Origin of the sequence: Microbispora sp. NPDC046933, from assembly GCF_040644635.1 — a bacterium.
In the GTDB taxonomy this organism is placed as follows: Bacteria; Actinomycetota; Actinomycetes; order Streptosporangiales; family Streptosporangiaceae; genus Microbispora.
Window position 1 is genome coordinate 78,615 of the sequence record NZ_JBEYWW010000029.1, and the last position, 24,255, is coordinate 102,869.

Below are 24,255 nucleotides of genomic sequence, written 5' to 3' on the forward strand. Positions count from 1 at the left end.
GCGTCCCGATGGTGAAGCGGGAAACACGGTGAGTCGATGACGTCTGTCGTGCTGGGCGTGAGCGCCGGCATCGCGGTCTACAAGTCCTGCGAGCTGCTGCGCCTGTTCACCGAGTCGGGACACGACGTGCGTGTCGTGCCGACCCGGGACGCTCTGCGGTTCGTCGGCGAGCCGACCTGGGCGGCGCTGTCGGGCAATCCGGTGACCACCGAGGTGTGGGAGTCGGTGCACGAGGTGCCACACGTGCGCATCGGGCAGTCCGCCGACCTGGTGGTCGTCGCCCCGGCGACGGCGGACGTGCTGGCCCGGGCGGCGCACGGCCTGGCCGGCGATCTGCTCACCAACACCCTGCTCACCGCGCGCTGCCCGGTGGTGTTCGCGCCCGCGATGCACACCGAGATGTGGGAGCACCCGGCCACGCGGGCGAACGTGGCGACGCTGCGCGAGCGCGGCGCGATCGTGATCGAGCCCGCCGTCGGCAGGCTCACCGGCGCCGACACCGGTCCTGGGCGGCTGCCCGACCCCGCCGAGATCTTCGAGGTGTGCCGCCGCGTTCTGGCGGGCCCGCGTGAGGACCTGGCCGGGCGGCACGTCGTCGTCTCCGCCGGCGGCACCCGCGAGGCGATCGACCCCGTGCGCTTCATCGGCAACCGGTCTTCCGGGCTGCAGGGATACGCCCTCGCCCGCACGGCCGTCGCCCGGGGCGCGGAGGTCACGCTCGTGGCGGCGAACGTGACGCTGCCCGATCCCGCGGGCGCGAAGGTCGTGCGGGTGGAGTCGGCGCGGCAGTTGCGCGACGCGGTCCTGGCGGCGGCCGAGCACGCCGACGCCGTCGTGATGGCCGCCGCGGTCGCGGACTTCCGGCCCGTACGGCAGAGCGACACGAAGATCAAGAAGTCGTCCGCCGAGCCCGATCCAATCCATCTGGTGAAAAATCCAGACATCCTGGCCGAGTTGGGGGAGGTCCGCCGGGCCAGGCGGCAGGCGTACGCCGCAGGGGACCCGCCGGCGGACGGCGCGCCGGTGGGCCGCGGGCGCGAAGCCGGGGCCGGGGCGGGCACCGCGACGGAGGCCCGGGCGGACGGGCCGCATCCCCGGGTGATCGTGGGATTCGCGGCGGAGACCGACGACGTCCTGGCCAACGGCCGGGCCAAGCTGGAGCGCAAGGGCTGCGACCTGCTCGTGGTGAACCAGGTCGGGGAGAACCTGGCGTTCGGCACGCCGGACAACGCGGCCGTCGTCCTCACGGCGGAGGGCGGATCCGTGGAGATTCCGAGGGGTCCCAAAGAGGATCTCGCCGACGTAGTGTGGGATTTGGTGGCGCAGCGTCTCGCCTGACCTTCGCGGGGTGCCGGTGCGGGCGCCCGCTCCGCCCCCCCACAGGTCGTGCATCGAGGGAGCGATCGCCATGCCGGTGTCCGCCACGATCAGGGAGCGCTGCCGGGCGATGCTCGGCCCCGGCGAGGACATCCGCTACGTGTTTCCCGCCATGGCCCTGCCGCCTCCCGCCGCCATCGGTTTCCTCGTCGTGGTGACCGACCGCTCCATCACCCTGCTGTCGACCAAGATGTTCAGCAGGGACGAGCCGTCCGGGGTGTGGGCCCGCTACCCCCGCCGCACCCGCCTGGGGCCGGTCGAGTTCGGATCGGGGCCCCACATCGAAATCGGCGGCATGACCCTGGAGGTCGACGACGAGTACGCCGCCGTGGTGGCGGCGGCGGACGCGGAGGCCTTCTCGCCCGGTGACCTGCCCAGAGATCCCTTACCCGACCTCTGACGCGCCGTCCGGAGGGATGGCAGGAGCCCTCCCCGGCCGCCGGCCCGGTGACCGGAACGTGGATGGCTTCGCCGCTCCGCAGCGCCTGAGGCTAGACTCGCGTGAGCATCGAGTGGCCGCGGCGGGGCTCGGCTCTGCCGCCGGTCACTCATGGACGTCAGCAGCCGCTGCATGAGGAGCCCTGAGTTGTCCCGTCGCCTGTTCACCTCCGAGTCGGTCACCGAGGGCCACCCGGACAAGATCGCCGACCAGATCAGTGACGCGATTCTCGACGCCATGCTCAAGGACGACCCGAAGAGCCGGGTCGCCGTCGAGACGCTGATCACTACTGGCCAGGTCCACGTCGCCGGCGAGGTGACGACGGAGACCTACGTCGACATCCCCGCCCTGATCCGCGAGAAGATCCTCGAGATCGGCTACGACGCCTCCCACAAGGGCTTCGACGGCGCCTCCTGCGGCGTGTCGGTGTCCATCGGAGCGCAGTCGCCGGACATCGCGCAGGGCGTGGACGACGCCTACGAGCACCGCGAGGGCGAGGGCTCCGACGACTTCGACCGGCAGGGCGCGGGCGACCAGGGCCTGATGTTCGGCTACGCCTGCCGTGAGACCCCCGAGTTGATGCCGCTGCCGATCCAGCTCGCGCACCAGATGGCACGGCGCCTGTCCGAGGTGCGGAAGAACGGCACGGTTCCTTACCTGCGCCCGGATGGCAAGACCCAGGTCACGATCGAGTACGACGGCGACCGGCCGGTCCGCCTCGACACCGTGGTCGTCTCCACCCAGCACGCTCCGGAGATCGACCTGCGGGAGATGCTGACCCCCGACATCCGCGAGCACGTGGTCGAGCCGGTGCTGGCCGACCTGGAGATCGAGACCGAGGGTTACCGCCTGCTGGTCAACCCGACCGGCCGCTTCGAGATCGGCGGGCCCATGGGCGACGCCGGGCTCACCGGCCGGAAGATCATCATTGACACCTACGGCGGCATGGCCCGCCACGGCGGCGGCGCCTTCTCCGGCAAGGACCCGTCCAAGGTCGACCGCTCTGCCGCCTACGCCATGCGCTGGGTCGCCAAGAACGTCGTCGCGGCCGGCCTCGCCGAGCGCTGCGAGGTCCAGGTCGCCTACGCCATCGGCAAGGCCCAGCCGGTCGGCCTGTTCGTCGAGACGTTCGGCACCGAGAAGGTGCCGGTCAACGTGATCCAGGAAGCGGTGCTCCAGGTCTTCGACCTGCGTCCTGCCGCGATCATCCGCGACCTCGACCTGCTGCGCCCGATTTACTCCGAGACCGCCGCCTACGGCCACTTCGGCCGCGAGGGCTTCTCCTGGGAGTCCACGGACCGGGCCGACGCCCTGCGCAAGGCCGCGGGTCTGTGACCCACACCTGACGAGCACGGCGATCACTGTCGCCCCGGCGGCGTCCGCCCCTGACGGCGGGCGCCGCCCGCGCATGCCCGGACGTCCACAGGCGGTGGGCGTACGTGTGATTGCGGCTCGCCGGGTCTGGTAGGACGGAGACGTGACCGACCCGACCCGCGCCCCATATCCGCAGGAGGCGCTCCTTCCGGCGCCCCCGGCCGCCCCGGAGCGACCCACCGAGCGGGCGCGTGGGGGCACAGAGCGGACGCGTGGGGGCACAGAGCGGGCGCGGGGGACGGCTGAGCGGAACCGTGGGGGCACAGCCTCGGGGCAGGCGCGGGCGGGCGCGTCCAAGGGCGCACGCGAGCCGGCGCCGGACCTCCCCGTCGCCCGGGTCGTGGTGGACACGCCGCTGCCGCACCTCGACCGGCCCTTCGACTACCTCGTCCCCACCACGATGGACGCCGAGGCGGTGCCCGGCTGCCGGGTGCGGGTCCGCTTCGCGGGGCAGCTCGCCGACGGCTACCTGCTCGAACGGCTGTCCGAGAGCGAGCACGCGGGCCGGTTGTCCTTCCTGGAGCGGGTGATCTCCCCGGAGCCCGTCCTCACCGCCGACATCGCCCGGCTGGCCCGCGCCGTGGCGGACCGGTACGCCGGGACCATGCCGGACGTGCTGCGCCTGGCCGTTCCTCCGCGGCACGCCCGGGTCGAGGCCGAGGCGAGAACGCCCGCCCGCCGGGCGGCTTCCCCCGGCGCCGGCGCAGCCGACGGCGACGTTCCGCCGCCCGCGGAGGAGCCCGTAGGCGCGACGGCGGACACCGGCGGCCCGCGGCCAAGCCCCAGCGAGGGCGGCGGACCCGCAGGGCAGGGGGTGGCCCAGGGGGACAGGGCGGGCACGGCGCACGCGGGCACGACCCATGCGGAGACGGTGCACGCGGACATGGCGCACGCGGACATGGCGCACGCGGGCACGGCGCACACGGAGACGGCGCACGCGGGCACGGCGCACACGGAGACGGCGCACGCGGACATGGCGCACGCGGACATGGCGCACACGGACATGGCGCACGCGGACATGGCGCACGCGGGCACGGCGCACACGGAGACGGTGCACGAAGGCGCGGCACACGGGGAGACCGCGTCACAAGAGACCGCGTCACAAGAGACCGCGTCACAAGAGACCGCGTCACAAGAGACGGCGTCACGGGAGACGGCGGGACAGCGGGCGGCGCGGGCGTACGGCGACGCTTGGAGGGCCTACCCGGCGGGCGCGGCCTTCCTGGAGGCGCTGGCCGAGGGCAGGGCGCCGCGCGCCGTGTGGACGGCCCTGCCCGGTACGGACGCCGGCGGGCCGTCGTGGCCGCACGCCATCGCGGCCGCCGCCCGGGCGACCGCCGACGGCGGCCGTGGCGTCGTCGTGGTGGTGCCCGACGGCAAGGACGTGGCGCTGGTGACCGCGGCCCTGGGGGAGACGCCGCACGTCGCGATCACGGCGGACCTCGGGCCCGCCGAGCGCTACCGGCGCTGGCTCAAGGCGTTGCGCGGCGAGATCGGGATCGTGGTGGGCAACCGCCCCGCGGCGTACGCGCCGGTGGCCCGCCTGGGGCTGGCGGTCGTGTGGGACGACGGCGACGACCTGCACGCCGAGCGTCATGCGCCCTACCCGCACACGAGGGAGGTCCTCGCCCTGCGCGCGCACCAGGCCGGGGCGGGCCTGCTCGTCGGCGGCTACGCGCGCACGGCCGAGGCCACGGCGCTCGTCGAGACGGGCTGGGCGGCCCCGCTCGTCCCCGACCGGGCGGCGGTCAGGGCGCGGGCGCCGAGGGTGCGCCCGGCGGGCGACGACGCGGAGCTGGCCCGCGACCAGGCGGCCAGGGCGGCCCGCCTGCCCAGCCTCGCCTGGCGGGCGCTGCGGGAGGGTCTGGAGCACGGTCCTGTGCTCGTCCAGGTGCCGCGCAGGGGCTACCTGCCCGCGCTGGCCTGCCGCCACTGCCGGGCCCCCGCCCGCTGCTCGGGCCTGCCGCCGGTGCGCCCGGCTCCGGCGCCCGGGGCCGCGGGGCGCGCGGGCGGGGGAGCGGGCTCCGGTGCGGCACGGGCGCATCCGGCCCTGCCGGGCGGCGCGATGCGAATGCTCCCGGAACCGGCACTCGCGGAACCCGTGGCCACGGGACCGGTCTGCTCGGGCCCGCTCGCGCTGCGCGGCGGGCACGCCGTGCCGTACTGCCGCTGGTGCGGCCGGATCGCGGGCGACTGGCGCTGCCCGTCCTGCGGCGGGACCGGCGTGCGGGCCGTCATCGTGGGCGCCCGGCGCACCGCCGAGGAGCTGGGCCGGGCCTTTCCTTCGGTGCCCGTGCGCACCAGCGGGCGCGACGGTGTGCTCGCGACGGTGAGCGGCGCCCCCGCGCTGGTCGTGGCGACGCCCGGGGCCGAGCCGGTGCCGGACGGGGGCTACGCGGCCGCCGTGCTGCTCGACGGATGGGCGCTGCTGGGACGCCCCGACCTGCGCGCGGCCGAGGAGGCGCTGCGGCGCTGGACGAACGCCGCCGCGCTGCTGCGGCCGGCGGGGGAGCTGGTCGTCCTGGCCGACGCCGCGGTGCCCGTCGTGCAGGCCCTGCTGCGCTGGGACCCCGTCACGTTCGCGGAACGCGAGCTCGACGAGCGGGCCGAGCTGGGCTTCCCCCCGGCCGTGCGGATGGCGACGCTGACGGGCCCGGCCGCGGCGGTCAGGGAGACGCTGGCGGGCGCCGTGCTGCCTCCGGGGGCGCAGGTGCTGGGACCGGTGCCGGTGGAGGGCGGGCTGGAACGGGCCATGGTCCGGGTGCCGCGCCACCTCGGATCCGCGCTGGCCCGCGCGCTGAAGGGCGCCTCCGGTGTGCGCTCCGCGCGCAAGGCGCCGGACGTGGTACGTGTGAACATTGATCCGCTCGACCTCATCTGACCGATTCGCCTCGCACAAAGCGAGCCGTTAGCGTGCCTCTGTGTCGATCGAATGGGTGAACCGGGCCATCGACGGCCTCCGTGCCTGGGGGCGCGAGCGGAACGTCGAGGTCGACGTCGACGAGGTACGTCTGCTGTGCGACTACGCCAGCGACTACCTGGAGGTGAACGAACTGGGCGATTTCCGGCCGGGCGCCTTCGAGGAGCTCCTGCTGGAAATCTACCCACGCAAGGTCATCGCGCCGCCGGAGAGCGCACCGGAGACGGTCGCCGCGGCGCGGACATTGGTCGAGTTCCTGCTGGACACGGGCGAGATCGGCAGCAAGACGGCCGCCAGGATGCGGGAGACCATCGACCGCATCGAGCCGGAGATGCCGCGGGCGCTCGCCGACACGTCCAAGTTCGGCATGGCCAAGAGCCTGTTCAGCGCCATCGGGCCCGACTCCCTGGAGCTCGACGCGGCCCCGGGAGCTCGCGCGGAGGACGCGGCGGACGGCGACGCCTGCGACTGCCCCGGCTGCGCGCCCCTGCCGCCCGTACGGCTCGCGCCGCGCGAGGAGGTGGCGCGGGCCGTGCGCGAGGTGCCGCTGCTGCGCGACGCCCATCGGGTGGTGGCCTGGCTGGTGGAGGGCGGCCGCACGGTGACGACGCGCCGGTCGCTGCGGGTCAGGGACGCGCGGGCGTGCACGGCCGAGCTCGGCGTCGAGTGTCCCGAGCCGGCGTGGCGTCTCGCGCTCGACCTGGGCCTCGCCCGGCTCGACGGCACCGCCGTCGTGGTCGCGGAGGACTTCCGTGAGCTGGACGCGCGTGGTGAGGAGGAACTGCTCGACCTGTGGCGGGCGGCGCTGGAGTTCCTCGTCGAGAGGTCCGTGCCGCTCACGGGGGAGGCGGTGGTGGACGAGGGGATGTCCCAGATCCACGACCTGCTCTACCGGCTGCAGTCGCCCGTCCCGGTGGACGCGCTCGCCGACTACCTGCGCGAGGTGGCCGCCGGGCGGCCGGTCGGCAGGCTGGACGAGGCGCTGACCGCTCTGGCGTACGCGGGAACGGTCCAGCGCACCGAGGACGGCCTGGCCCTGACCCCGCACGCCCTGTGGGGGCTGCGGGAGCTGTACGCCGGCATGGGCCTGGACGCGCCGCTCGCGCCCGCCCCGGCCGAGGGCGACGCGAGCGGGCTGATCGCCTGCCTGATCGGCGACGGCACGGCGGACGAGGCGGCCGAGCGGGACATCGCCGAGTGGCTGTCGCGGCGCACCCCCGAGCAGGCGGCGTCGGAGCTGCTCGCCGCCGTGGCCGGCGCCCCGGCGGAGGTGCGCGGGGTCGCCGTGACCATCGTGGACCGGCTGGGCGTGGAGGCGGCGCCGGTCGTGCGGTCCTACCTGGACGACGCCGAGCTGCGCCCGCACGCCATCCACTGGCTGTCCTCGCGCGGCCTGGACGCGCCCGTGCTCACCCCCGAGGAGGTCCTGTGGGTGAGCGTCGACATGCTCGCCCTCGCGCTGCCCGCCGCAGAGGCCGACCCGGAGGGCTTCGCGGAGAACATCGCGGCCTCGGGGCCGCCCGCCCATCTGATCGAGGACATGTGGCGGGTGGACCACCCCGACGTGGTCGAGGTTCTCGAGCTGCTCGGTAGCACGCTGCCGGACCAGGCCGCCGCCAAAGCCGCCCGGAAAGCGGCTTTCAAGGCTCGTTCGCGGGGCATCAGGTGACTGCTGTGCAGTAAGTTGCTGGAATGGCCGACAGCGACGTGCTCACCTTCCCGCCGGTCGACATCGCGCCCGACGAGCAGCTCGTCCATGCCGTGCGGGAGGTCCCGCTCGTACGGGACGCCCGCCGCATCGCCGAGTGGGTCGGGGCCCGCTGCGCGGCCTCGCCGCGGGGCGTGTGCGAGGTGACCGAGCAGGGGCTGCCGCACCCCGCCGAGGCCGAGGCGGTCGTCGCCGACCTGGGTCTCGAGGCCGGCAGGCTGCGCCTGCTGTGGGTGGTCGCGGTCAACGGCCGTCTCGTGGAGGTCACCCGGCAGGGCGCCCGCTCCGGTCCCGGTGTGCCCGACCCCATGGAGTTCTGGGACGGCGTGGTCATGGACGTGCTCGACCGGACCGAGGAGGGCCTGACCGGGTCGCCCGTCATCGACGAGCACCTCACCGAGATCCTCGCGACGATCTACTCGGTGCGTGAGGGCATGCCGCTCGCCGCCCTGGCCGGCGGCATCCTCCAGGCGCACGAGGTGGGCTGCGAGGCGCGGCCGGCGGACCTGCGGCGGCTGCGGATGACCCTGCCGGGGGAGCTGGCGGCGGCCATGGCGCTGCTGGAGTACTGCGGGCTGATCGAGCTGACCGGCGAGCTCGTCCGGCTCACCCAGCCGGGCGTGTGGGCCGTGCGCCGCGACCTGCTCAGGGAGGGCCACGACGCGCCGTCGCTCAACGAGGTGGCCGCGCTCGCCGAGCTGGGCGCCGCCGACCTCATCGACGCCATGCTGACCGGCCGGGCCTCCGCCAGCGCCGCCACGCTGTGGCTGGAGCGCCGGGTTCCCGAGGACGCGGCGCGCGAGCTCATCAAGATCGCCGCGTCGGGCAACGCAGCCCAGCGCGGCACCGCGGGGACCGTGCTCGAGGAGCTGGGCCCCGAGGCCGAGCAGGCGGTGCGGGAGGCCCTGGACGAGCCGATGATGTGGCGCTACGCCGCGGCCTGGCTGGGCGTGCGGGACCTGGACGCGCCGGCCCTCGGCGAGGGCGACGGGGCCTGGGTGGCGGTGGACACCCTCGCCGCTCTGCTCTACATCGGCGCCCCGGTCGACTCGGTGGCCCATTTCGACCTCCTCGGGGAGGACCTGCTCACGCTGGTGCCCGAGATGGGCCGGGCCGACCACCCCGACGCCCTCGCGGTGCTGGAGATGCTCGGCAGGCACCATCCCGATCCGCTGATCGCGAAGACCGCCAGGAAGACGGCGATGAAGGTGCGTTCACGCCCGTAGACTGGGGTGATCCTCCTCGTGTACGTGACGTGAACGGAGCCAACCCTTGGCCATTCAGCCGATCCGCCTGTTCGGCGACCCGGTGCTGAGCACCCCGGCCGAGCCGGTGGTCGACTTCGACAAGGAACTGCGCAAGCTCGTCAAGGACCTGACCGACACGATGATGGACGCGCCGGGCGCCGGCCTGGCCGCGCCGCAGATCGGTGTCGGCCTGCGCGTGTTCACCTACTACGTGGACGAGCAGCTCGGGCACCTCATCAACCCCGATCTCGACCTCGGCGGCGAGATGGACGAGGAGGGCGAGGAGGGCTGCCTGTCCTTCCCCGGCCTGTCCTTTCCGACGCCCCGCGCGATCAGGGCGGTGGCCAAGGGCTTCAACATGTACGGCGAGCCGGTGACGCTGGAGGGCACCGACCTCATGGCGCGCTGCTTCCAGCACGAGACCGACCACCTGGACGGCGTGCTGTTCATCGACCGGCTGGACCCCAAACAGCGCAAGCTCGCCATGAAGGCGATCCGCGAGGCCGAGTGGAGCGGCCTGTCCGCGCCGGTGGTGAAGATCTCGCCGCACGCCACGCAGGGAAGGGCCCTGTAGTGCGCCTGGTCTTCGCCGGCACGCCCGACACCGCGCTCCCGTCGCTGCGCGCCCTGCTGGACTCGCCCCGCCACGAGGTGGCGGCCGTGGTGACCCGCCCGGACGCGCAGTCCGGCCGGGGGCGCAAGGTCCACCCCAGCCCGGTGGCCCAGCTCGCGGAGGAGTCGGGCATCGAGGTGCTCAAACCGGCGAAGGCCGGGGACCCGGAGTTCCTCGACCGGCTGAGGGCGATCGGCCCCGACTGCTGCCCCGTGGTCGCGTACGGCGCCCTGCTGCCGCAGGCGGCGCTCGACATCCCCCCGCAGGGGTGGATCAACCTGCACTTCTCGGTGCTGCCCGCCTGGCGCGGCGCGGCGCCCGTCCAGCACGCCGTGCTGCACGGCGACGACGTCACCGGCGCCTCGACCTTCCGCATCGTGAAGGAGCTGGACGCGGGGCCGGTGTTCGGCGTGCTCACCGAGCCGATCCGGCCCGACGACACCAGCGGCGCGTTGCTGGCCCGGCTCGCGGAGGCCGGCGCGGGCCTGCTGCTGGCCACGCTCGACGGCGTCGAGGACGGCACGCTGGAGGCGCGGCCGCAGCCCGCGGACGGCGTCAGCCTGGCCCCGAAGATCACGGTCGAGGACGCCAGGATCGACTGGGCCGCGCCCGCTATGCGGGTGGACCGGCTGGTGCGGGCCTGCGCGCCGGCTCCCGGCGCATGGGCCGAGTTCCGCGGCCAGCGGGTCAAGATCGGCCAGGTCCGGCTGGCGCCCGACGCGGGCAAGCTCGCCCCCGGGGAGATCGCGGCGACGCGGAAGGCCGTCCTCGTCGGGACCGGCACCCACCCCGTCGAGCTCGGCGAGGTGCAGCCGCAGGGCAAGCGGCAGATGACGGCGGCCGAGTGGGGCCGCGGCGTGCGGTTCGCGGACGGTGAGACCCTGGTCTGAAGGGCCGTGTCCGCCGGGATCCCGGCACCGCTCCGGGCGGACGGCACGAGCGCGGTGCGCGGGCGATCGCGGGCGCACCGCACGTCGGAACCGCCGGGCCGGCGGGCGGCGGAGACAGGCCGCTGAGCCGGAGACGGCTCGGCGAGTGCCGGAGCCGGTGACGGCGGATCAGCAAGTGGCAGGGTCGAGGGCGGCAGGGTCGAGGGTGACACCGTGAAGCAGGGCAGAGGTCAGGGCGGCGGCGCGCGGCGCGGCCAGGGGAGCGGCCAGGGGGGCGGCCCCGGGGGCGGCCCGGGTGGAGGCGGCGCAGGGCAGGCCCGCCCGGGACGCGGCGGCAGAGCGGGCCACGGCGGACAGGCCGCGCACGCGGCGAAGGCCGGGCAGCCGAGGCAGGGCCGCGGGCACCCGCCCCGCGACGAGGCGCGCAACGCCGCCTACGACCTGATGCGGGCCGTCGACGAGCGTGACGCGTACGCCAACCTGCTCATGCCGACCCTGCTGCGGCAGCGGCGGATCACCGGACGCGACGCGGCCCTCGCCACCGAGCTGGCGTACGGCACGCTGCGCGGCCTCGGGACCTACGACGAGGTCATCGCCGCGTGCAGCGACCGGCCGCCGGAGGAGGTGGATCCGCCGCTGCTCGACGCGGTGCGTCTCGGCGTCCACCAGCTTCTGCGTACGCGGATCCCGCCCCACGCGGCGGTCAGCGCCACCATCGACCTCGTACGGCTGCGCGTCGGGCCGGGCCCGTCCCGCTACGCCAACGCGGTGCTGCGCAAGGTCGCGGGCCGCACGCTGGAGCAGTGGCTGGAGATCGTGGCCCCGCCACGCGCGCAGGACCCGGTCGGCAACCTGTCGGTCACCTACAGCCACCCGCGCTGGATCGTCACCGCCCTGCGCGACGCCGTGGGCGGGGACGTGGACGAGACGGCCGCGCTGCTTGAGGCCGACAACGAGCGGCCTCGCGTGGCGCTGGCGGCGCGGCCGGGACGGGCCACGGTGGAGGAGCTGGTCGCGGCCGGGGCCGAGCCGGCCGCCTACTCGCCGTACGCGGCCTATCTGCCGGAGGGCGACCCCGGCTCCATTCTCGCGGTGGGGGAGGCGCGGGCCGCGGTGCAGGACGAGGCGAGCCAGCTCGTCGCGCTCGCGCTGACCCGCGTGCCGCTCGACCGGGATTCCACCTGGCTGGACATGTGCGCGGGCCCCGGCGGGAAGGCCGGGCTGCTCGACGCGGTGGCGATGCAGCGGGGGGCCCGGCTGCTCGGCGCCGACGTGCAGTATCACCGTGCCCGGCTGGTGTGGGGCACCACCCGCGAGGCGAAGGTGATCACCGCCGACGGAACGCGGCCCGCCTGGCGTCCCGGCGTGTTCGACCGGGTGATGCTCGACGCCCCCTGCACCGGGCTCGGCGCACTGCGCAGGCGGCCGGAGGCCCGGTGGCGGCGCGACCCCCGGAGCATCTCCGAGCTCACCGCGCTGCAGCGGCGGCTGCTGGACTCGGCGCTGGAGGCCGTGCGGCCGGGCGGCGTCGTGGCGTACGTGACCTGCTCGCCGCACCTGGCCGAGACCCGGGCGGTGGTGGAGGACGTGCGTGACCGGGTCGAGGTGCTGGACGCCCGCGCGTTCCTGCCCGAGGTGCCGGGCCTGGGCGACGGCCCGTACGCGCAGTTCTGGCCGCACCGGCACGGCACGGACGCGATGTTCCTGGCGCTGCTGCGCCGCCCCTAGACGAGCGGTCCGAAGTCCCGGCCTCGGAACAAGGGGGGCACTCGGGCGCCGGCGCGGCAGGCGGCCGGCGCCGCCGTAGCGTGGTCAGGAGACCGGCCCGGCCGTGGAACTGATCGTCGTGGTCGGCGCGTGGACGGCCCGCAGGGCGACGCTGATCAGCTGTTCCGTCGTCGCGCCGGTGTCGCGCGCGACGGAGACCACGCCGGGTAGCGTCTCGAACATCCTGGAGGAAATCCCGCTGCGGACGATGTCCGGCCGGGCCGCCGCGAAGGCGGCGCAGGCGAACGACACCGCCGCGCCGGCGGGCTCGGGGTGAAGGCGCCCGCGCCGCCGGGGAGGGGCGGGACGGACGCCCGGGCGAAATAGACTGCAGGGACTATGGCCGTTCAGATCTCGCCCAGCATCCTGTCCGCAGACTTCGCGCGCCTCGCCGACGAGGCCGCGCGCGTGGAGAACGTCGCCGACTGGCTCCACGTCGACGTGATGGACTACCAGTTCGTGCCCAACCTGACGCTCGGACTGCCGGTCGTCGAGTCGCTGCTCAAGGCGACCTCGACGCCGATCGACTGCCACCTGATGATCCAGGACCCGGACCGGTGGGCGCCGGACTACGCCGAGGCGGGAGCGGCCAGCGTCACGATCCACGCCGAGGCGGCCAAGGCCGCCGTGCGCACGCTCCGGGCGATCCGCGCCGCGGGGGCGAGGGCCGGCCTGGCGCTGAACCCGGCGACCGCCGTCGAGGGGTACGAGGACCTGCTGCCCGAGATCGACATGATGCTCGTCATGACCGTGGAGCCGGGCTTCGGCGGGCAGCGCTTCCTCGACATCGTGCTGCCGAAGCTGGCGCGGGCCCGGGCGCTGATCGACAAGCACGGCGGCGAGGTGTGGCTGCAGGTGGACGGCGGCGTCTCGGCGGAGACGATCGAGCGCTGCGCCGAGGCCGGAGCCGACGTCTTCGTGGCGGGCAACGCCGTCTACGGCGCCGACGACCCCGCCCGCGCCGTCGCGGAGCTGCGGAGCCTCGCCGAGCGGGCCACCCCGCCCGCCTGAGCGGAACGTCCGCCGCTGTCCGGGCCGATCCGTCCCTGCACCAAGCCGCCCGGCCGTGTCGTACGGCACGGCCGGGCGAGGCGAGTGACCGATCGGGGCCCACTCAGCGGGCTCACTCACCGGGCTCACTCACCGGGGCTGCGAACCCGGGGCTGCGGAACCTGGGGGCTCGCGTCAGGCGAGGGCGGGGTCGAGGACAACGTCCTCGCCCTGAGTGGTGGGTGCCTCGGGGAAGTGGCAGGCGGTCAGATGACCCTCGCGGTTGCCGCTGAGCCGGACGAGGGGCGGCACCTCGGTGGCGCACTTGTCCTGGGCCTTCCAGCAGCGCGTGCGGAACCGGCAGCCGGACGGCGGGTTGATCGGCGAGGGCACGTCACCGGCCAGGCGGATGCGCTCGCGCGGCTCGCTCGACACGTCCGGCTCCGGCACGGCCGACAGCAGGGCGTGCGTGTACGGATGCCGGGGCCGCTCGTAGATCGACTGGCGGTCGCCGATCTCGACGATCTTGCCGAGGTACATGACCGCGACGCGCTGGGAGAAGTGCCGTACGACGGCGAGGTCGTGCGCGATGAACAGGAACGCGATGCCGAGGTCGCGCTGCAGTTCCTGCAGCAGGTTGACCACCTGGGCCTGGATGGAGACGTCCAGCGCCGACACCGGCTCGTCGGCGATGATGAGCTTGGGGTCGAGCGCCAGGGCCCGGGCGATGCCGATGCGCTGCCGCTGGCCTCCGGAGAACTCGTGCGGGAAGCGGTTGTAGTGCTCGGGGTTGAGGCCGACGATCTCCAGCAGCTCCTGGACCCGCTTCTTGCGCCCGCCGGGCGGGTCGATGTCGTTGACCTCCATGGGCCCGCGGATGATCGTGCCCACGGTCTGGCGCGGGTTGAGCGAGCTGTAGGGGTCCTGGAAGATCATCTGGATCTCGGGCCGGATCGGCTTGAGCTGCTTGCGCGAGCTGTGGCTGATGTCCCGCCCCCGGTACAGGATCTTGCCGGAGCTGGGTTCGAGCAGGCGGGCCGCCAGGCGGCCGGTGGTGGACTTGCCGCAGCCCGACTCGCCCACCAGGCCGACGGTCTCACCCTCGCCGACCACGAGATCGATGCCGTCCACCGCGTGGACGGCTCCGACCTGACGCTTGATCAGCGCGCCGCCCCGCACGGGGAAGTGCTTGACCAGCCCCTTGAGCTCCAGCAGCGTCTCGTTCATGCGCGATCCTCGGTCTTCGCGGTGCGGATTTCCCTCTTCTGGTCAAGGGTGAGATAGCAGGCGTCGCCGTGCCCCGTCTCCGGGGAGATCGACGGCCGCTGGTTGAAGCACAGCTCCGGCCCGGCGAGCTTCGAATAGTCGCAGCGCGGGTGGAACGGGCAGCCGGACGGAGGGTTGAGCAGGCTCGGGGGAGTGCCGCGCACCGGCTTCAGCGGGACGTCCACGGACGAGTTCAGGCGCGGCATCGACGACAGCAGGCCCCAGGTGTAGGGGTGGCGCGGCTCGCGCAGCACTTCGCGGACGGTGCCGCGCTCGGCCGCCCGCCCGGCGTACATCACCAGGACGTTGTCGGCGGTGCCGGCCACGACGCCGAGGTCGTGGGTGATCAGGATGATCGCGGTGCCGAACTGCTGCTGAAGCTCCTTGAGCAGGTCGAGGATCTGCGCCTGCACGGTCACGTCGAGCGCGGTCGTCGGCTCGTCGGCGATGAGCAGGTCGGGGTCGCACACCAGCGCCATCGCGATCATCGCGCGCTGCCGCATGCCGCCGGAGAACTCGTGCGGGTAGTGGTCCACCCGCGTCTCCGGCTGGGGGATGCCCACGCGCCGGAGCATCTCGACGGCCCGGTCGCGGGCCTCCTTCTTGCTCGCGCCCTTGTGCTTGCGGTAGACCTCGCCGATCTGCCGGCCGATCGTGTGGAACGGCGACAGCGCGGTCAGCGGGTCCTGGAAGATCATCGCCACGCGGTTGCCGCGGAGTCTCTCCATCGTGCCGCGGTCCGCCGAGATCAGCTCCTGGTCCTCCAGCCAGATCTCCCCGCCGATCTTCGTGTGGGCGGGGTCGTGCAGGCCGAGGATGGCGAGGTTCGTCACCGACTTGCCCGATCCGGACTCGCCGACGATGCCGAGCGTGGTGCCCTTCTCCAGATCGAAGGACAGGCCGTCGACGGCGTGCACGATGCCGTCCTCGGTGCTGAACTCGACGCTCAGGTCGCGGACGGACAGGAACGGCCCGGGGCCGCGCGAGGTCCCCTGCTCGCCGCTCCACGACACGGTGGTCACTTGCTGCTCCAGTTCCCGGTTCGACTTGGTTGGGCGTTCGACGTGGTGGGGCGCGCTCAGCTCAGGCGGACCCGCGGGTCGATGAACGCGTAGAGCACGTCCACGACGATGTTCAGCAGGACGATCGCCGCCGCGCCCACGATGGTCACGCCGAGCAGCATCGGCAGGTCGGTGTTCTGCACGGCGCGTACGGCCAGCTCGCCGATGCCGTGGAGGCTGAACGTCTGCTCGGTGATGATCGCGCCGCCCAGCAGCGTGGCGAGGTCGACACCGAAGATCGTGATGATCGGGATCATCGCGCCGCGCCACGCGAAGCGGAAGAACACCGTCCGGCTCGACATGCCCTTGGCCCGCGCCGTGCGGACGTAGTCCTCGGCGAGCTGCTCGACCATCTGCGAGCGGGTCATGCGCGTGTAGTTGGCGGTGAAGATGATCGACAGCACCACCCACGGCAGCATCAGGTGGGTGAACCAGTCCAGCGGGTTCTCGGTGATCGGCACGTAGGACGGGCGCGGGATCAGCTGCATGGTGTCCACCAGGTAGAACGCCAGCAGCGGCCCGACGAAGTAGATCTGGAGCGAGGCGCCGATGACCGACGAGGAGCTGGCGATCTTGTCGAGCGGCTGCCCGACCTTCCAGGCCGCGATCATGCCGGTGAGGATGCCGAACGCCAGGATGACCACGGACGCGCCGAGGGTGAGCGACAGCGTCACCGGGAAACGGTCGACGATGGCGCTGAAGACGGGCTCCTGGGTGGCGAAGGAGTAGCCGAGGCAGGGCGCCGGGCACGAGCCGAACTGGACGAACTCCCGGCCCGCGAAGATGCCGACCAGCCAGTGCCAGTACTGCACGAACAGCGGCTCGTCCATGCCCAGGTTGTGCCGGATCAGCGCCAGCGTCTCAGGCGGGCAGATCTTGCCGCAGAACGCCCGGGCGGGGTCACGCGGGACGGCGTAGAAGAGGTAGAACGTGATCGCGCTGATGATTATCAGGATCACGAGGGCGCCGGCGACGCGGCGTACCAGATAGCTGGTCATGGTCTCGCACTTGCTCCTGCGGGCGGGACGGGCAGGGGGCCCGCCGCCCCGTGAAGGGGCGGCGGACCCGGGTTGCTGCTACTTGACGTAGATGTCGAGCGCCGACTGCTCGCCCTCGATCGGGTCGAACTTCACCCCGCCGAGGCCCGAGCCGTACAGGCCGAAGTACGTCTGGTAGAACTCGGGCACGATCGCGGCCTGGTCCATGATCTGCCGGTCGATCGCGGCCCACGCCTTGCCCGCCTCGGCGGCGTCGGTGATCGCGTTGGCCTTGTCGATGGCGTCGTTGATCTCCGGCACGTTGAGGTGCGTGTAGTTCGGCGCGTTGTCCGCGATCAGGCGGCCGTCGTACTGCGGCTGGATCGCCGTCGAGCCGGTCGGCCAGTCGGCCGCCCAGCCGCCCCAGTAGACGTCGTACTTGTTGTCCACCGGGCCGATGGCGTCGTAGTAGGTGCCCGCGTTCAGCGGCTTGGCCACGACCTTGAAGCCGGCCTTGGTCAGCGCCTCCTTGATGGCGACGGTGACCTTCTCCTGGGTCGGCGTCTGGTTGTAGGCGTAGACCACCGTCGGGTTCGGGTTGCCCGACTTGGCGAGCAGCGCCTTGGCCGCCTCGGGGTCGCCCTCGGGCTTGGCCAGCTTGCCGTACAGGTCGAACGCCTCGTAGCCGAGCACCGTCGGGCTCATCACGGTCGTGGCGATCTTACCAATGGAGACCTCGCCGCCCTGGAGCTGCTGGATCTGCTTCGACGGCCAGGCCGTGATGATCGCCTTGCGGACGTTGACGTCGGTGATCCGCTTGGTGTTGATGTTGTAGAAGGTGGTGAACGGCGTCAGGCCCCGCAGCGACCGCTTCATCAGCTCGGGGTCGTTGAGCACCTCCTGGGTGCGCTCGGGCGCGACGGCGTTGTGGAAGGTGAACGCCTGCTTGTCGTTGCCGGCGTCGGCCATGAAGCGCTCGGTCGACTGCTGGACCTGGATCCCGAACTCCATGTGGAACTTGTCCGGGTAGGCGTGCCGGATGGGGTCGGTCTTCGGGTCCCAGTGCTCGTTGCGCTCCAGGTCCAGCGACTTGTCCGTGATGTGGCTCACGATCTTGTACGGACCGGACGAGAACGGCTGCTTGTCGTACTTCTGCTTGGTGTCGTGCGCCTTGGGCACGGCGCCGTAGCCGGTCATGGCCACGGTGAAGTTGAAGTCCGGGTGCACGTCGTTGAGGCGGAAGACCACCGTCTTGTCGTCCGGAGTCTCGATCGTGTCGAGCTCCTTGCCGTCGTACGGGCCCTTGTACTGGTCGCGGAACGGCTTCTTCGGGTCCGGGACCAGCCACGTCTCGGCGTAGTCCGGGCCCTCCGTGATGAAGTCGGCGAACAGGCGCTCGAAGCTGTACTTGATGTCACCGGAGGTGATCGGCGAGCCGTCCTGCCACTTCAGGCCGTCCTTGAGCGTGAACTTCCACGTCTTGCCGCCGTCGGTGGTGGTGCCGGTGTCGGTGGCCAGGTCGCCGACCAGCTTGATGTTGCCCGAGTCGTCGTGCTTGTACGCCGTGAGCGTGCGGGTGAACAGCTTGGACACCGAGGAGTTGTAGTTCAGGTAGACCCGGCCCGGGTCCAGGTGGCTGAAGTCGTCCCGGTCGATCATGTAGACCGTGCCGCCGGACTTGGCGCCCGGCACCTCGGGGGCGGGGCCGGTGGAGTCGGCCGCGGTGCCGACCGAGATGGCGCTGACGGCCTTGTTCTCCAGCGGCTTCTGCGAGGTGGCGCCCGCCCCGCCCTGGGGCGCCCCACCGCCCCCGCCCTTGGCGCAGCCGGCCAGGGCCAGCGCGCCTGCCGCGAGCACGGCGGTCATCGAGGCGATTCGCCTGCTGTGCGATGTCATGTGGTCCTTCCTATGGGGGTGCGCGCTTACGGAGTCAGCGCTTGGTGCGTGGGTCGAAGGCGTCGCGGATGGAGTCTCCGAGCAGGTTGAAGGCGACGACGAAGATCAGCATCGACACGCCGGGGAACAGGAGGTAGGTCACGTCGGAGTGGTAGACGTTCGCGCCCACCTGGAACATCCGGCCCCAGTCGGGGGTGGGCTCGGTCATGCCGACGCCGAGGAAGCCGAGGCCCGCCTCCGCGCCGACGTAGAGCGGGAGCGCGAGCGTGGCCTGGATGATGATCGGCGTCCAGAGGTTGGGCAGCAGTTCCTTGAAGATCACCCGTGCCGGCGAGGCGCCGGTGACGCGGGCGGCCTCCACGAACTCGCGGGCCCGCAGCGACAGCACCTGGGCGCGCAGCAGGCGGGCGATCGTGGCCCAGCCGAGGACGGTGAGGACGACGCAGATGGACACGTACCGCAGCCAGACGGGCGTCTCCTCCTCGGGCAGCACGAACGCCGCCTCGACGACCGGCAGGAAGACGATCAGGAAGAGCTGCGAGGGGAAGGCGAGCAGCGTGTCGATGACCCGCCCGATCACGTAGTCGGTCTTGCCCCCGACGTAGCCGGAGGTGATGCCCATCACGATGCCGATGATCGTGGACAGCACGGTCACGATGACCGCGATGCTCAGCGAGGTGCGGATGCCGTACACGAGCTGCGTGAACACGTCACGGCCCAGGCCCGGCTCCAGGCCGAACCAGAAGTCGCCGCTCATGCCGCCGTTGGGCGCGATCGGGTAACCGAACTCGTTGAGCAGGCCGGGCTGGTTCTGGCCGTACGTCGTGTACGGGTCCTTGCCGTACAACGCGGCGATCACGGGAGCCAGCAGCGCGATCAGGAAGAACGCGAGCACGATGATCGCCGAGCCCACGCCCGTCTTGTCACGCCGGAAACGGCGCCACATCAGCTGGCCGGGCGAGCGGCCGACGACGGCGGAACCGGAACCGGCCGTGCCCGCGGTGTCCGCGGACTCCGCGGCGGCGTCGGTTGCGGTCGAGGAGGGGAACGTCATGGTGCGGTGCTCCCGGATGGACCATTAACGATCGGAAGAGATCCGACTATAGGGAACCCTGGCAACTAATTTTGCGGGGGTCAATCACTTGAGGCGGGCAGTTCGCCACTTGCTTGCTTCGTTGTGCAAAGTAAATCACCTTGTGTCCTGCGACCGCATTGACCTCGGTATACGCGGCGCGGAACACTACTTATTACACAAATGCTGTTGTGTCACAATTTTGTGACACAATCCGCACGCGGTTGAGACCGATCGCATCTGGTAAGTGTGTGCCGCAGATCACCGCAATCCCGCCCTGGGGCAACGAGCCGGGCACGGCTACACTGACGGGTAGCAGAGCAGCGTGCTCCGGGGTCGGTGTAATTCCGAACCGGCGGTGACACCCCTGTCCCCAGGGGTGACAGTCCGCGACCCGGCCGAAGCCATCGGCCGGTGGACCTGGTGAGATTCCAGGACCGACGGTGAAAGTCCGGATGGGAGGAAGCGCGCGAACGGGCGGCCGTGGTGCCGCCGGACGGCCGTGTGGCCGCGCCGGCAGCGAGGCTGTCCGTGCCGGTGATGCGAGGCCGCATCCCGAACGATCCCCGGGGCCCGCCGTAGACAACGGCGAGAGGAAGACCGGGGTGACCTCAGGGGACATCCTTCACATGCGGCGCGCGATCGCGCTCGCCGCCCGGGGCATGGGCGGCACCAGCCCCAATCCCGTCGTCGGCTGCGTGATCCTCGACCCGTCGGGCGAGGTCGCGGGAGAGGGCTTCCACGCCTACGCCGGCGGCCCGCACGCCGAGGTCGTGGCGCTGCGCGCGGCCGGTGAACGCGCCAGGGGCGGCACGGCCTACGTGACGCTGGAGCCCTGCAACCACACCGGCAGGACCGGCCCCTGCTCCACCGCCCTCCTGGAGGCGGGCGTGGCCCGGGTCGTCGTCGCCGTCCCCGACCCCAACCCGAAGGCCGCGGGCGGCGCCGCCGTCCTGCGGCGGCACGGCGTCCTCGTGGAGGAGGGCGTGCTGGCCGCCGAGGCCGAGGAGGTCAACGCCGCCTGGCTGACCTTCGCGCGGTCCAGCAGGCCGTACGTGACCTGGAAGTTCGCCGCCACCGTGGACGGCCGCTCCGCGGCCGAGGACGGCACCAGCCAGTGGATCACCTCGCCCGAGGCCAGGGCCGACGTGCACCGCCTGCGGGCCGAGAGCGACGCCGTCGTCGCCGGCATCGGCACCGTGCTCGCCGACGACCCCCGGCTCACCGCCCGCGTCCCCGCCCCCCTGCGCGCGGCGCCCGTGCTGCGCGTGGTCGTGGACCCGGGCGCCCGCACCCCGGCCGCCGCCCGCGTCCTGGACGGCGAGGCCCCGACGCTGGTCGCCGTGGCCGAGGACGCCGCCGTCCCCGCCCACCTGTCCCACCACGCCGTACGGCTCCCGCGCGTCCCGGGCGGGATCGACCTGCGCGCCCTCCTGGCCGAGCTGCACGACAGGCAGGTCGTGAGCGTGCTGATCGAAGGCGGGCCCACCCTCGCCGGCGCCTTCCTCCGGGAGGGCCTGGTCGACCGGGTCGTCGGCTACCTCGCCCCGGCGCTGCTGGGCGCGGGGGCGGCCGCGCTCGGCCCCGCGGGCGTCTCGACGATCACCGAGATCCACCGGCTGGAGTTCGCCGAGGTGACCCCCGTCGGACCGGACCTCAAGCTGGTCCTGCGTCCGAAGTCCCCTGGTCCGCAGTCCGCTGTGCGCCCGAAATCCTCCGCGCGTCCGAATCCCCCTGTGCAGCCGAATCCCCCTGTGCACCCGAATTCCCCTGTGCATCCGAATCCCCTTGTGCATCCCAATTCCCCTGTGCGTCCGAATTCCCCTGGCCCGCAGTCCCCTAAGGAGAGCTAGATGTTCACCGGAATCGTCGAGGAGCTCGGCGAGGTCGTGGCACTCGAACCGCGGGGCGACTCCGCGCGCCTCACGGTGCGCGGCCCGGTCGTCACCGCCGACGCCCGGCACGGCGACTCGATCGCCGTCAACGGCGTCTGCCTCACGGTGGCCGACGCCGAGGAGGGCTCCTTCACCGCCGACGTGATGAAGGAGACCCTCGACCGGTCCTCGCTCGGAGCCCTGCGCCCCGGCTCACGGGTCAACCTGGAGCGCGCCGTACGGGCCGACCAGCGGCTCGGCGGGCACATCGTGCAGGGCCACGTGGACGGGACCGGGGAGGTGCTGTCGCGCGAGCCCGGGGAGCACTGGGAGGTCGTGCGGCTCTCGCTGCCCGCGAACCTCGCGCGGTACGTCGTCGAGAAGGGTTCGATCGCGGTGGACGGCGTCAGCCTCACCGTGGCCGGCGTGACGGACGACTCCTTCTCCGTCAGCCTGATCCCCACCACCCTCGAACTCACCACGCTCGGCCGCAAGCAGCCGGGCGAGCCCGTCAACCTCGAGGTCGACGTGATCGCCAAGTACGTCGAGAAGCTCACCGCGGCGACCGCCAAGGGGGCCGGGGCATGAGCGAGCGTAGCGAGCGAATCAATAGGCACAGTGTCTGGCGAGGTGCTGAATTGCGCGCCTCCGGCACGACCGGACTCCGAGCCGAAGGCGAGGAGGTGGCATGAGCGAGCGTAGCGAGCGAATCAATAGGCACAGTGTCTGGCGCATGCCACTCCGAGCCGAAGGCGAGGAGGTGGCATGAGCTGGACCGAGGCGGCGGCCTTCTACGTGTTCGGCAAGCCCGTGCTGTGGACCGACCTGGTGGGCAACGTGTGCGCGCTGGGCACGGTCTGGCTCGCGATCAGGAGAACGATCTGGACCTGGCCGGTGCAGCTGCTCGGGTCGGTGCTGCTGTTCGTGGCGTCGGTCAGCGCGCACATCACCGGCAACGCGCTCAAGCAGGCTCTGTTCGGAATCCTGGCGGTCTACGGCTGGGTGAAGTGGTCGCGCGGCACGCGCGGCGGCGCCGAGCTGCCGATCCGCTCGGCACGGCTCGGGGAGCGGGCGGCACTCGTGGGTGTCATGATCGCCGGGACGGTCGCGGTCGCGCTGCTGTTCACCTTCCTCAACTCCCGGGGCTGGAACATCTCCTGGGCGCCGTGGCCCGACGCGTACATCTTCGTCGGCAGCGCGGTCGCCACCTGGGCGCAGGGCAGGGCCCTGGTCGACTTCTGGATCGTCTGGGTCGCCGTGGACCTCGTCGGGGTGCCGCTGGCGTTCAGCTCCGGGCTGGTGGTCTCCGGCCTGGTCTACGGAGTGTTCTTCGTTATGGTCATGATCGGGTTCCGCGGCTGGCTGCGGCAGTCGCGCGAGTTGCGGGCGGTGGTCGCGTGAACGAGCGAACCGGTGAGCACGGTGGGATCAGGCTGGACCCGATCGAGCGTGCCGTCAACGACATCAGGGACGGCCGTCCCGTCGTGGTCGTGGACAACGAGAACCGCGAGAACGAGGGCGACCTCATCTTCGCGGCGGCCAAGGCGACGCCGGAGCTGGTCGCCTTCATGATCCGCTACACCAGCGGCGTGATCTGCGTGGGCATGGAGGGCGCCACGCTCGACCGGCTCGGGCTGCCGCTGATGGTGCAGGACAACCGCGAGCGCCTCCGCACCGCGTACACGATCAGTGTGGACGCCAGGGACGGAGTGACGACGGGCATCTCCGCCGCCGACCGGGCCAAGACGATCAGGACGTTGTGCGACTCGGCCACCGAGCCGTACGAGCTGGTCCGGCCGGGGCACATCTTCCCGCTGCGCTACCGGGAGGGCGGCGTGCTGGTGCGGCCCGGGCACACCGAGGCGTCGGTGGACCTCGCGAGGCTCGCCGGTCTGACCCCGGCCGGCGCGCTCGCCGAGATCGTCAACGACGACGGCACGATGGCGCGCCTGCCCCGCCTGCGCGAGTTCGCCGACGAGCACGACCTCGCGCTGGTGTCGATCGAGCAGCTCATCGAGCACCGCCGCAGGTCCGAGCGGATGGTCACCCGGGTGGCCGAGACGCGCATCCCCAACCGGTACGGCGTCTGGCGCGCGTACGGCTACGCCAGCGCGCTCGACGGCGGCGAGCACCTCGCGCTGGTGTACGGCGACATCGAGGACGGCGAGAACGTGCTCGTCCGGGCGCATTCGGAGTGCCTCACCGGTGACGTGCTCGGCTCGCTGCGCTGCGACTGCGGCGTGCAGCTCGACACGGCCATGCGCGTGATCGCCGAGAACGGGCGCGGGGTGATCGTGTATCTGCGCGGCCACGAGGGGCGGGGCATCGGCCTGCTGGCCAAGCTGCGGGCCTACAACCTGCAGGACAACGGCAGCGACACCGTCGACGCCAACCTGGAGTTGGGGCTGCCGGTGGACGCCAGGGAGTTCTCCAACGCCGGGCAGATGCTCGCCGACCTCGGCGTGAAGTCGGTGCGGCTGCTGACCAACAACCCGGCCAAGGTGCGGGGGATGGACGGGTACGGCATCAAGGTCCTGGGTCGCGAGGCCATGCCGGTGGCGATGAACCCGTACAACGAGAGGTATCTGACCGCCAAGCGCGACCGGCTCGGCCATGAGATCTCGGGCGGCGTTCCCCGCGACATCCACGGTGAACACTTCGGCAAGGAGGCCTCATGAACTGCTGCGAGCGGTCAGGCGAGGAGAGGGCATGAGTGAGCGAAGCGAGCGAATCGATAGGCGCAGCGTGATCCGCTCATGCGGCTGCGAGCCGTCAGGCGAGGAG

20 protein-coding genes and 1 riboswitch are annotated in these 24,255 nt (G+C 72.4%); of the genes, 15 read left to right on the top strand and 5 right to left on the bottom strand.

Going from position 1 to position 24,255, the window contains the following annotated elements; genetic code table 11:
* Window positions 1-36: 36 nt before the first annotated feature.
* From coaBC to rpe, 11 genes are all read left to right on the top strand, one after another.
* On the top strand, window positions 37-1,338 hold the full coding sequence (coaBC, locus tag ABZ857_RS32155) for a bifunctional phosphopantothenoylcysteine decarboxylase/phosphopantothenate--cysteine ligase CoaBC (protein WP_357050460.1): 1,302 nt from the start codon (window positions 37-39) through the stop codon (window positions 1,336-1,338).
* Between the two features lie 70 nt (window positions 1,339-1,408).
* Window positions 1,409-1,777, top strand: coding sequence for a hypothetical protein (locus ABZ857_RS32160; RefSeq protein WP_357050463.1), 369 nt, complete (start codon window positions 1,409-1,411; stop codon window positions 1,775-1,777).
* 186 nt (window positions 1,778-1,963) lie between these two features.
* The gene (metK, locus tag ABZ857_RS32165; RefSeq protein ID WP_357050466.1) at window positions 1,964-3,151 is read left to right on the top strand and encodes a methionine adenosyltransferase; all 1,188 of its coding nucleotides are present in this window, start codon (window positions 1,964-1,966) and stop codon (window positions 3,149-3,151) included.
* 379 nt (window positions 3,152-3,530) lie between these two features.
* The gene (locus tag ABZ857_RS32170; protein WP_357050602.1) at window positions 3,531-6,071 is read left to right on the top strand and encodes a primosomal protein N'; all 2,541 of its coding nucleotides are present in this window, start codon (window positions 3,531-3,533) and stop codon (window positions 6,069-6,071) included.
* A 40-nt stretch (window positions 6,072-6,111) separates the two neighbouring features.
* Window positions 6,112-7,779 carry a hypothetical protein gene (locus ABZ857_RS32175; RefSeq protein ID WP_357050469.1) on the top strand — a complete coding sequence of 556 codons (1,668 nt, stop codon included), beginning with the start codon at window positions 6,112-6,114 and terminating at the stop codon, window positions 7,777-7,779.
* 23 nt (window positions 7,780-7,802) lie between these two features.
* The gene (locus tag ABZ857_RS32180) at window positions 7,803-9,044 is read left to right on the top strand and encodes a hypothetical protein (protein WP_357050472.1); all 1,242 of its coding nucleotides are present in this window, start codon (window positions 7,803-7,805) and stop codon (window positions 9,042-9,044) included.
* A gap of 46 nt (window positions 9,045-9,090) precedes the next feature.
* Window positions 9,091-9,639, top strand: a complete 549-nt coding sequence (gene def, locus ABZ857_RS32185; RefSeq protein WP_357050476.1) for a peptide deformylase — start codon at window positions 9,091-9,093, stop codon at window positions 9,637-9,639.
* Window positions 9,639-10,568: a methionyl-tRNA formyltransferase gene (gene fmt / locus ABZ857_RS32190; protein WP_357050479.1), complete on the top strand. Its 930-nt coding sequence runs from the start codon at window positions 9,639-9,641 to the stop codon at window positions 10,566-10,568. The genes def and fmt overlap by 1 nt, the downstream gene beginning before the upstream one ends.
* 213 nt (window positions 10,569-10,781) lie before the next feature.
* Window positions 10,782-12,296 carry a transcription antitermination factor NusB gene (locus tag ABZ857_RS32195; RefSeq protein ID WP_357050482.1) on the top strand — a complete coding sequence of 505 codons (1,515 nt, stop codon included), beginning with the start codon at window positions 10,782-10,784 and terminating at the stop codon, window positions 12,294-12,296.
* Between the two features lie 103 nt (window positions 12,297-12,399).
* The gene (locus tag ABZ857_RS32200; RefSeq protein ID WP_357050485.1) at window positions 12,400-12,612 is read left to right on the top strand and encodes a hypothetical protein; all 213 of its coding nucleotides are present in this window, start codon (window positions 12,400-12,402) and stop codon (window positions 12,610-12,612) included.
* Between the two features lie 62 nt (window positions 12,613-12,674).
* On the top strand, window positions 12,675-13,346 hold the full coding sequence (gene rpe / locus ABZ857_RS32205) for a ribulose-phosphate 3-epimerase (protein WP_193202842.1): 672 nt from the start codon (window positions 12,675-12,677) through the stop codon (window positions 13,344-13,346).
* A gap of 174 nt (window positions 13,347-13,520) precedes the next feature.
* Here rpe and ABZ857_RS32210 read toward each other — a convergent pair whose 3' ends face one another.
* From ABZ857_RS32210 to ABZ857_RS32230, 5 genes are all read right to left on the bottom strand, one after another.
* The gene (locus ABZ857_RS32210) at window positions 13,521-14,552 is read right to left on the bottom strand and encodes an ABC transporter ATP-binding protein (protein ID WP_357050490.1); all 1,032 of its coding nucleotides are present in this window, start codon (window positions 14,550-14,552) and stop codon (window positions 13,521-13,523) included.
* Window positions 14,549-15,613 carry an ABC transporter ATP-binding protein gene (locus tag ABZ857_RS32215; protein WP_357050493.1) on the bottom strand — a complete coding sequence of 355 codons (1,065 nt, stop codon included), beginning with the start codon at window positions 15,611-15,613 and terminating at the stop codon, window positions 14,549-14,551. The genes ABZ857_RS32210 and ABZ857_RS32215 overlap by 4 nt, the downstream gene beginning before the upstream one ends.
* A 56-nt stretch (window positions 15,614-15,669) precedes the next feature.
* On the bottom strand, window positions 15,670-16,650 hold the full coding sequence (locus ABZ857_RS32220; protein ID WP_357050496.1) for an ABC transporter permease: 981 nt from the start codon (window positions 16,648-16,650) through the stop codon (window positions 15,670-15,672).
* Between the two features lie 78 nt (window positions 16,651-16,728).
* Window positions 16,729-18,525, bottom strand: a complete 1,797-nt coding sequence (locus tag ABZ857_RS32225) for an ABC transporter substrate-binding protein (protein WP_357050499.1) — start codon at window positions 18,523-18,525, stop codon at window positions 16,729-16,731.
* A gap of 34 nt (window positions 18,526-18,559) precedes the next feature.
* Window positions 18,560-19,579 (bottom strand): ABC transporter permease, encoded by a 1,020-nt coding sequence (locus tag ABZ857_RS32230; RefSeq protein ID WP_357050502.1) that lies wholly within the window; start codon window positions 19,577-19,579, stop codon window positions 18,560-18,562.
* 339 nt (window positions 19,580-19,918) lie between these two features.
* Window positions 19,919-20,070: riboswitch (FMN riboswitch) on the top strand.
* Window positions 20,071-20,202: 132 nt separating this feature from the next.
* Here ABZ857_RS32230 and ribD point away from each other — a divergent pair.
* The 4 genes from ribD to ABZ857_RS32250 all read left to right on the top strand — a co-directional run bounded on the left by ribD (window position 20,203) and on the right by ABZ857_RS32250 (window position 24,149).
* A complete protein-coding gene (ribD, locus tag ABZ857_RS32235) occupies window positions 20,203-21,450 on the top strand; it encodes a bifunctional diaminohydroxyphosphoribosylaminopyrimidine deaminase/5-amino-6-(5-phosphoribosylamino)uracil reductase RibD (RefSeq protein WP_357050505.1) in 1,248 nt (415 codons plus the stop codon).
* Window positions 21,451-22,059 (top strand): riboflavin synthase, encoded by a 609-nt coding sequence (locus tag ABZ857_RS32240; protein WP_357050508.1) that lies wholly within the window; start codon window positions 21,451-21,453, stop codon window positions 22,057-22,059.
* A 177-nt stretch (window positions 22,060-22,236) separates the two neighbouring features.
* Window positions 22,237-22,872, top strand: coding sequence for a nicotinamide mononucleotide transporter family protein (locus tag ABZ857_RS32245; protein ID WP_357050511.1), 636 nt, complete (start codon window positions 22,237-22,239; stop codon window positions 22,870-22,872).
* Complete coding sequence (locus ABZ857_RS32250; RefSeq protein ID WP_357050514.1) at window positions 22,869-24,149, top strand: bifunctional 3,4-dihydroxy-2-butanone-4-phosphate synthase/GTP cyclohydrolase II; 1,281 nt, start codon at window positions 22,869-22,871, stop codon at window positions 24,147-24,149. The genes ABZ857_RS32245 and ABZ857_RS32250 overlap by 4 nt, the downstream gene beginning before the upstream one ends.
* The last annotated feature ends 106 nt before the right edge of the window (window positions 24,150-24,255 follow it).